An 8838-nucleotide genomic window follows, 5' to 3' on the forward strand; every position below is an offset into this window, starting at 1 on the left:
CTTTCAGGCTTGCCCAACCAGATTGCCTGCACGGTCAAACACCAGCACATCGGCTTGTATGGGGGCGGGGTGTAGAACGTCCTTAACGGTTTGTAAGGCAGAGCGGGCAATGAGGTTGCCTAGCGGAAAACCCTGCTGACTTGCGTGCAAAAAGGCCTCTGCTACTGTGGGGCTGCGCGCAATAGTGTCTGCTATATCGGGTTTTCCGTTATGCGCGAGAACAAGCGCAGCCAACTGGCGCATGTCTGCTGGGCCTCGTTTAGAATGCAGGTCCATAAAGCCTTGGCCAAGCTTGGTCATTTTGGCGATGCCGCCAGATATCGTAAGGTGTGGCACAGGGTGTTTGCGGAGGTATTTTAACAGGCCACCAGCAAAATCCCCCATTTCAATAAGCGCACTGTCTGGCAGATTATAGAATTTCTGCACGCCTTTTTCAGAAACATTTCCGGTGCTTCCTGCCAAATGCGTCAAGCCTTCAGCGCGCGCAACATCCACTCCCCGATGGATGCTTTCAATCCATGCCGAGCATGAAAAAGGCACTACAATGCCGGTTGTGCCCAGAATGGACAAACCGCCCAAAATGCCTAGCCGACTATTTAACGTACGTTCAGCTAGTTTTTCTCCATTTTCCACACTGATACTCACCTCTGCATCTGGGCAGATACCTGCATTTGCTTCGGTTAAAGCTGCACGGATCATGGCCCGAGGTGTTGGATTTATGGCTGGCTCCCCCACCGCTAGCGGTAAGCCGGGGCGGGTGACAGTGCCTACACCGGGGCCAGCTTGAAATACGGTGCCGCAACCAGCAGGCAAAGCTTTGACGGTTGCACGGATAAGCGCCCCATGCGTGATATCGGGGTCATCTCCCGCATCTTTAATAACTTCAGCAAAAGGTGCATCTAGCGTGCCACCGGTACGGGCAATGGCGAAACCAACATGTTGGCCGGAGGGTAGGGTGATATTTACGCAGGCCGGAGCCGAATGGCCGTTTAGGATCAGCCATGCTGCCTTTGCAGCGGCTGTTGCACAGCTGCCTGTTGTCCAGCCTCGCCGGAGGGGATGAGTGTTGGGTGCCATGCGGCATGATGTAATTCATCTGCGTGTTGCAGAACATAAAAAAAGCCCCATCCACTTCTGGATGGGGCCTTTTGCCAGCTTTGCATATAAAGCAGAGCGGATTCAGGATTGTTTGCTGAGAGAAAGTTCTTCAGCAATATCACCACGGGCTGCCGCAGCACGCTTCTGTTTCTCCCGTTCGGAGATTTTTTTCAGGTAACGGCGTGCTTCGGGTGAAATGGTCAGGCACATGGTCATCAGGGCAGAGGCAACATACAGACCAGAGAAGATCCAGATAATACCTTCAACGCCGTGCCAGGATTCAAACCACGTTACAATGGCCGGGCCAACCCATGTGCTGGCGCCAGCGCCCAGCCCAAGAGCTGAAAGAGCCGCAGCTTTTTCCTTCGGGCAAATCTGGGGCACCAAACCAGACAGAGGCACAAAAGCAGCTAAGGATGCGCCATACAAAGCGCCTACAATAGCAGCAATCATAAAGTTACCGGGGAACATCTGCGGCACATAATAGAAGGCAGGCACCATAATGGCTGCCCCAATGCCGCCACCAAAAGCCACAACTTCGCGATGGCCAAATTTGTCTGCTGAAATGCCGGAAAACAGGTTTACCAAAATATTGGACAGGAACACGATGGACAGCAGCTGCAACCACTGAGAAAGCGTAAAGCCAATAACCTTGGTAAAGAAGGTCGGCATAATCACCAGAAACGCATATTCGGATGATGTGTTGATTGTGCGTACCACCATGGCCACAAACGTTTTGGGTTCGCGCCATAGAATACTGATAGAACTGAAGAAGATTTCCTTGGCTGGGGTGCCGGGGGCTGCCAGACGCTGAGAGCCTGTGGGTTCACGCGTAAGCAGCAGAGCCAGCAAGCCACCAAAAACAACCATCCCCAGAGAAGACCAGAAAGTGGCCATTTCTCCGATAACGGGGATAGCAAAGCTGGCGAACAGAGAGCCCAAGGTAGGCAGACCACCAGAAAAGGCAAACCAGAACCAGCCTGCAGCAGAACCCAGCTGACGCGGCGGTGTGGCAGCAGCAATCCAGACCAGAAAGCCGTAGGTGAACAGCGGATACCCTAAACCACGCAGGGAATAGGCCAGCAGCATAATGGGGTAGCTGTTAACGGCAACACCACAGGCCAGAAAGATAACTTCAAAAACGGCCCAGATCGCCAAGCCAATCCACATGACCCGTTTGGGGCCCCATAGATCAGACAGTGGGCCAGATAGCCATGCGGAGATAGAAACTGTAACGCCGTAAATAGTGAACAAAAGTGCGGTATTACCGGCTGATGTACCATGCCCTTCCAGATAAGGGGCAAGGTAACCGGCTTCTACACCATCACCGATCATGAAGAACAGAAGCCCCACAAAGCCCCAGAACAGGGGTGCGGGAATTCCAAGACGATCTGCAAAAGATGCAGGCGGAGGCGACAGAGAGTCTGTCTGTTTCAAGGGGAGATACTCCTCTTTACACAGGCAACCGTCATTTTGACGGGATATTCCACCGAAGTGCGGAATATGCTGGCTGACTGCAATTCTCCGGGTGATGCCAAATGGCCGTTCACTCCGGAATCTTGTGGAAAAATACGGTTCGGAGGGAAGTCCGCGCCTGAATGGTGAGAGCCAATAGGGGCTTCTAACCATAAAAGCCTCAGGACATGTGTCTGAGGGAAAAAGAGCGCAGCGGGTCTGCGGCACTATGCGATAGCTGGATGTATCTGCTTGCCAGATGGGAGAAAAGGAAAAATCTGAGAGTAAACAGATTATGGTTTTATATTATTGCAATAATATAAAACAGGCGCCCATCTAAAGACCACAAGAAAACGAAACCATTTGATGTTAGGGAAGAATTACAATTCTAAAGGAAAGGCCTCTCCTTATGCCAGTTGTCATAACATTGCCTTGATAATGTTTTCTGATGAAATTTTCAACGGAAAAGTTTTACAATATATTATTTGGTCGTAATTATAAAATGTGAAAATAAATATACAATTTTATAATAATTTAAAAATTACTTTTTAAAAAATATAATTTATAAAACAATTACTCATGTATTATTTTTCATGTTTATTTATATACAAACTTTTCCTGTGTTTGTGATTATGAATTCTCAGAAAATGCAACACAGGAAAAGTTTTTTATAATCAGACGGCTATAGCATCCAGCAAGGCAATGCCCGAACGCTTGGAAAGCGCCTGCCTATAGTTCTCCACCGCAGCGGGATAGGTAAGCCCTTTGATAATGGAAAAACTGTGCAGATGCGCAAACAGATGAATATCATCATATGAAAGCGCCCCCTGAAGGGCAGATGGTTCAGGCAGGAGAGGGGCCAAATCTTCTAACAATGCATTTAACGGGAGAAGGGCTTCTGGGCCTTCATTAAAAATCGTGCAGAATGGGCCAGTTGAAGCCTCTTTTTTGCGAATAAAGTATGCGCGTCCAGATGTGGTGGAAAACTCCGCGAAAGGAGCCGCTGCAGCGCGAGGCAGAAACTGCCTATACAGCACCGAACTGGAGCGGCTGATCCAATCAGAAACTTCTGGCCGGGAAGGAACTGTAAGGAGAGGTGTTCCTTCCCGGTCTATCTGCGCAATAATATCCAGACTTTCCCCCAGATAGTGTCCGTTTTCTTCCAGAATGGGCAGCATTTTCTGGCCGATCATGCCAATGGGTGTTGCTTCATCATCATTTTGAAGAACAACAATCTCGACAGGAATGTTTTTGAGGCCAAAAATCATTCTGGCTTTAATGCAGAATGGGCAATGATCATAAACATAAAGTTTACGCATAAGAGACAACTTTCTGATACAGAGTGTAGGACTGAATATCCTGCAAAAACAGGGTGTTCGCTTTTCTGTTTACGCACTAAGCATAAAACCTATCATAAATGATTTTATAGCAGAAAGAGGCCAAAATGGATGCACAATTCTGGAATATGAAATGGCAGAAAAACCAAATTGGCTTTCATCTTTCCGCAGTTAATCCGCTTTTGGTCAAATATTTCCCTGCCTTGGAGCTTAAAGAGGGTGCGCGTGTTTTTGTGCCATTATGCGGCAAAACACTGGATATTCATTGGCTGCTGCAACGTGGGATGAAGGTGGTTGGAGTAGAGCTTAGCCAGATTGCGGTAGAACAGCTTTTTTCTGAACTCGGTATAACGCCACAAATCTCTAAAGTGGCCCCCAATCTGCTGTGCTTTAAGGCTGAAAACCTAAGCATATTTGTGGGTGATATTTTCGCGCTCTCTCGTGCATTACTCGGTTGCGTGCAGGCAATTTACGATCGGGCCGCTCTGGTAGCCTTGCCGCCCGCCATGCGTATAACTTATGCAGAGCATCTGATAGATATTTCGGGCAAGGCAGAGCAACTTCTTGTTACTTTAGACTATGATCAGTCTTGCATAGCGGGGCCGCCGTTCAGTGTACCCCAGCAAGATATTCAGCGGTATTATGGGGCGCATTATGCCATCACGTGTTTGGATAATACTTCGGTAGCAGGAGGTTTAAAAGGCGGTGTGCCTGCTGCCGAGAGCGTATGGTTTTTGAAACCTGAATAGTCTGTATCAGGAATTTACCAAAAATTGGACAGGTAATCATTTGTATTGTTAAGTAAAAGATACGGTTAAGAAATAATTTTGCTTGTTTTACAGCTTTGACCTCTTGCGTCTTCTTCCCTATATGAGCCTTCTTTTTGACAAGTTTCATGCTCCAGAGGGAGAAGAATGACAGATGGCAGCGGTTGCTTCACCCACTAATACCAAACGGCGCACCTACGCTATCCTGATTGCCCTTGTGCTTGGCATTCTGTGCGGGCTTGCGGTGCATGATCTGTTTCCGGCCTATATTTCGGCTGCGCATCAGGTTGCAACCTTGTTAACGGGGCTTTTCCTGCGGCTTATACGCATGATTATTGCGCCGTTGGTGTTTGCAACATTGGTAAGCGGTATCGGCAAGCTGGGGGACGATACCTTGGTGGTGCGCGTGGGTGGGCGTGTTTTGCTGTGGTTTATCACCATGTCCTTTATTTCGCTGCTTATTGGCTTGTTTGCAGCCAATATTTTGCAGCCGGGGCATGGGTTTTCTGCGCCTCTGCCGTCTGATATTTCATCTTTAAAGCACCCTTTTCAGCCTGTTGAATTTTTACTGCATGTGGTGCCAACCAGTGTCATGGATGCCATGGCGCGCAATGATATTCTTCAGATCGTGGTATTCTCGGTTCTGTTTGGTGTGGCCTTGCCCGCAGCGGGCAAGGCAGGTGAAACCATGCTGAAATGGACCGAAGAGCTGGCGCATATCATGCTGCGTATGACAGACATGGTGATGGTACTGGCGCCACTGGCCGTATTTGGCTCCATTATGGGCACTGTAGCGCAAAGTGGCGCTGGCATGTTGCTGCATTTTGGACGGTTTTTAGCAGAATTTTATGGCACGATTTTTGTGCAGTGGGGCGTTCTCACCTTTATTGCTTTTCTGGTTCTGGGGCGCAGCATTAAAAGGCTGGTGAGCGAGCTTGTGCAGCCTGTGCTGTTAGGTTTTGCCACGGCCAGCAGTGAATCTGTTTATCCGCTGCTGCTTGAAAAGCTGGAAAATTTTGGCGTACCCACCCGGATCAGTGGTTTTGTGCTGCCGCTGGGGTACAGCTTTAATATGGATGGCTCCATTCTGTTTCAGTCTTTCGGGGCCATTTTTATTGCGCAGGCTTATGGCATCCATATGCCGTGGTCTCAGCAGTTTCTGATGCTGCTGGTGATGATGCTAAGCAGTAAGGGCATTGCGGGCGTGCCGCGTGCCTCGCTTGTTACGCTTGTGGCTGTGCTGCCTCAGTTTGGTCTGCCGGAAGCAGGTATCGCGCTCATTCTGGGTATTGATCATTTTCTGGATATGATGCGCACAGCAACCAATGTGCTGGGCAATGGGTATGCCGCTGCAATCTCGGCTAAATGGGAAGGTGCGCTTTCTGATGGGCCAACAGAGGATACGCTTTAAGCTTTATAAGTGCCCGATTGCCCGCGTTAAACGCCAGAAAACGCTATATGCAGGGCACCTATTCTTTTTTCCATACCACAGGGCAGAAATAGGGGGCGTATAATGCCCCCATGAAAACACAGCCTTCTGCCAGCAGCCCAGCCGATATGATTTGCGTCCGCGGGGCACGTGAACACAATCTGAAAAACGTTTCTGTTTCTGTGCCGCGCGATAAGTTTGTTGTAATGACCGGCGTTTCAGGGTCAGGCAAATCCTCGCTGGCATTTGGCACAATTTATGCAGAAGCCCAGCGTCGGTATCTGGAATCTGTTTCTCCTTACGCACGTCGGCTGTTTAATCAAATGCCAGTGCCGGTTGTGGATGCCATAGAAGGCCTGCCCCCAGCCGTAGCATTGCAACAGCAGCGCGGGGGCAGTAGCAGCCGATCTTCTGTTGGTAGCCTGACCACACTCTCAAACCTGTTGCGCATGCTGTATTCGCGGGCTGGTACGTATCCTGCTGGCATGAGCCGTTTGGAGGCAGAAGATTTCTCGTCCAACACGCCAATGGGGGCATGCCCACGCTGCCATGGGCTAGGGCGTATTTACGATGTAACAGAAAAAACATTGGTTCCAGATGATACGCTCAGTATCAGGCAAAGGGCCGTTGCCGCATGGCCGACTGCATGGCAGGGCCAAAATTTGCGGGATATTCTGATCACGCGTGGTGTGAATGTAGATATTCCGTGGAAAGATATTCCCAAGGCCACGCGGGACTGGATCCTTTACACAAAGGAAACCCCAACAGAACCCGTTTACCCTGGTCGCACACATGCGCAAGTGCTGGAAGCTATCAAGCACGGTGTTCCCGCAGATTATAACGGCACCTTCACCGGTGCACGCCAATATGTGTTGAACACATTCACCAAATCTCAAAGCGCTAAAATGCGGGCGCGGGCTGCATCGTTCATGGTGAGCAGCGTGTGCCCAGAGTGTCATGGTCAGAAACTCAAAGTCGAAGCACTTCAGGTGTTATTTGCAGGGCGCAATATTGCCGAGCTTTCATCTTTACCGCTCAAGCAAATTACAGCCATTTTGCGCGAACAAAGCCAGCAACTCAAAAAGCAGACCGATGCAACGGGTCTGGCCGCTTATGGTATTGTGGAAGCGCTGATAGAACGCTTGCAAACTTTATTGGAATTGGGGCTTGGCTACCTTCAGTTAAGCCGGGGTGTGCAAACACTTTCCCCCGGTGAATATCAACGTCTGCGCTTGGGCACTCAAATCCGTTCCAATTTGTTTGGTGTGCTGTATGTGCTGGATGAGCCAAGCTCTGGTTTGCACCCATGCGATACGCAGGCCCTCCTTAAGGCATTGCATGGATTGTTGGATGCAGGAAATTCGCTCTTGGTGGTAGAGCATAACTGCCAAGTTATTCGCCATGCAGAATGGCTGGTGGATGTGGGGCCAGATGCAGGCGAAAAAGGTGGGGAAATCCTGTATAGTGGCCCGTTAGACGGGCTGAAGTCTGTTTCTCGCTCCCGTACACGCCCTTATATTTTTAATGAGATCAAGCACGGGCAGATGGTTCCGCTCAAGCCTGAAGGGTGGCTTTGCCTGAAGAGTATCAATTGGAACAATTTACACAATGTCACGCTAGAACTGCCCTTAGGTGTGATGACGGTAGTGACGGGTATTTCTGGTTCCGGAAAATCCAGTTTAACCGGTCAGGCATTGGTCAGCATCGTTTCCAAGGCACTTGGGCAGAAAGAACCCGTTGAGCAGCCTGAAACCGGTGAAAACGATATTCCAGAAGTGGCGGAAAGTGCTGAACCAGAAGGGCGGGTGGTCAGCGGGTTACAAAATATTCGGCGCCTTGTGGTGGTAGATCAAAAGCCCATTGGGCGCACACCTCGCTCTAATCTTGCAACCTATACGGGCCTGTTTGATCAGATACGGCAGGCTTTTGCTGCTGTGCCGCAGGCCAAGCAGCACAAAATGGATGCCGGGTGGTTTTCATTTAATGTGGCAAAAGGCCGCTGCCCGCGTTGTGAGGGCGTGGGTTCTATTGAAGTAGAACTCCTGTTCCTTCCTAGTGTGTATGCCCCGTGCCCGGAATGTCATGGCGCACGTTACAAGCCGGAAGTGCTGGCTATTACCCTTAAAGGGCGCAATATCGCCGATGTGCTCAATATGAGCGTTGATGAAGCACATGAGTTTTTTGCAGACAGCCCCAATATTGCTCATGGATTTGATACCTTGCGGCAAGGTGGCTTGGGTTATTTACGTTTAGGCCAGCCTGCCACAACGCTTTCCGGTGGAGAGGCGCAGCGTATCAAGCTGGCGACAGAGCTTCAGAAAAAGCGGGCAGGGCATATATTATATGTGCTGGATGAACCCACAACGGGATTGCATCCGGCAGATGTAGATCGGCTTATCCGGCAGCTTCGGCAACTTGTTGCACAAGGCCATACGGTAGTGCTGGCTGAGCATGATATGCGTCTTGCTGCTCAAAGTGATTGGATGCTGGATATGGGGCCAGGCGCAGGAGATGAAGGGGGGCAAATTGTTGCCAGTGGTACGCCCGCAGATATTGCCAAAAATCCAGAAAGCCGCACCGGCCCGTTCCTGCGTGAATATCTATAAACTCGTTTCTAACCCCAACATGACAATCCGGTAATAATTTTTTCTGATTTTTAGAGTTGACGACGTATGTTTATGGGGTGTAGAAGCTGCTTCACCGAGACGGAGTGGTCTTGGCGGGTTTAGGAAGATCTGCTAGGTTATTCGGC

General features: G+C 49.8%; 6 protein-coding genes. 3 read left to right on the forward strand and 3 right to left on the reverse strand.

The window, feature by feature from the left end:
* Positions 1-3 precede the first annotated feature (3 nt).
* From ACP7IZ_RS12390 to grxB, 3 genes are all read right to left on the reverse strand, one after another.
* Entirely contained in the window at positions 4-1077 is a 1074-nt protein-coding gene (locus tag ACP7IZ_RS12390) for a cobalt-precorrin-5B (C(1))-methyltransferase (protein ID WP_426849503.1), read from the reverse strand.
* Between the two features lie 102 nt (positions 1078-1179).
* Positions 1180-2535 carry an MFS transporter gene (locus tag ACP7IZ_RS12395; RefSeq protein ID WP_035350741.1) on the reverse strand — a complete coding sequence of 452 codons (1356 nt, stop codon included), beginning with the start codon at positions 2533-2535 and terminating at the stop codon, positions 1180-1182.
* A gap of 692 nt (positions 2536-3227) precedes the next feature.
* Positions 3228-3872 (reverse strand): glutaredoxin 2, encoded by a 645-nt coding sequence (gene grxB / locus ACP7IZ_RS12400; RefSeq protein ID WP_426849505.1) that lies wholly within the window; start codon positions 3870-3872, stop codon positions 3228-3230.
* 125 nt (positions 3873-3997) lie between these two features.
* On the opposite strand from grxB, the gene tmpT reads away from it, so the two are divergent.
* The 3 genes from tmpT (at position 3998) to ACP7IZ_RS12415 (ending at position 8692) form a co-directional block, all read left to right on the forward strand.
* Positions 3998-4639, forward strand: a complete 642-nt coding sequence (gene tmpT / locus ACP7IZ_RS12405) for a thiopurine S-methyltransferase (RefSeq protein WP_426849506.1) — start codon at positions 3998-4000, stop codon at positions 4637-4639.
* Positions 4640-4811: 172 nt separating this feature from the next.
* Positions 4812-6068, forward strand: a complete 1257-nt coding sequence (locus tag ACP7IZ_RS12410; RefSeq protein ID WP_426849508.1) for a dicarboxylate/amino acid:cation symporter — start codon at positions 4812-4814, stop codon at positions 6066-6068.
* A 110-nt stretch (positions 6069-6178) separates the two neighbouring features.
* A complete protein-coding gene (locus ACP7IZ_RS12415) occupies positions 6179-8692 on the forward strand; it encodes an excinuclease ABC subunit A (protein WP_426849510.1) in 2514 nt (837 codons plus the stop codon).
* The last annotated feature ends 146 nt before the right edge of the window (positions 8693-8838 follow it).

The organism is Acetobacter sp. AAB5, from assembly GCF_050106715.1.
Taxonomy (GTDB): Bacteria; Pseudomonadota; Alphaproteobacteria; order Acetobacterales; family Acetobacteraceae; genus Acetobacter; species Acetobacter oryzifermentans.

What these genes read in the sequence shown, in the direction of transcription:
- ACP7IZ_RS12390 (WP_426849503.1), bottom strand. Translation starts at nt 1,077, where the DNA reads ATGGCACCCAACACTCATCCCCTCCGGCGAGGCTGGACAACAGGCAGC.
- grxB (WP_426849505.1), bottom strand. Translation starts at nt 3,872, where the DNA reads ATGCGTAAACTTTATGTTTATGATCATTGCCCATTCTGCATTAAAGCC.
- tmpT (WP_426849506.1), top strand. Translation starts at nt 3,998, where the DNA reads ATGGATGCACAATTCTGGAATATGAAATGGCAGAAAAACCAAATTGGC.
- ACP7IZ_RS12410 (WP_426849508.1), top strand. Translation starts at nt 4,812, where the DNA reads ATGGCAGCGGTTGCTTCACCCACTAATACCAAACGGCGCACCTACGCT.
- ACP7IZ_RS12415 (WP_426849510.1), top strand. Translation starts at nt 6,179, where the DNA reads ATGAAAACACAGCCTTCTGCCAGCAGCCCAGCCGATATGATTTGCGTC.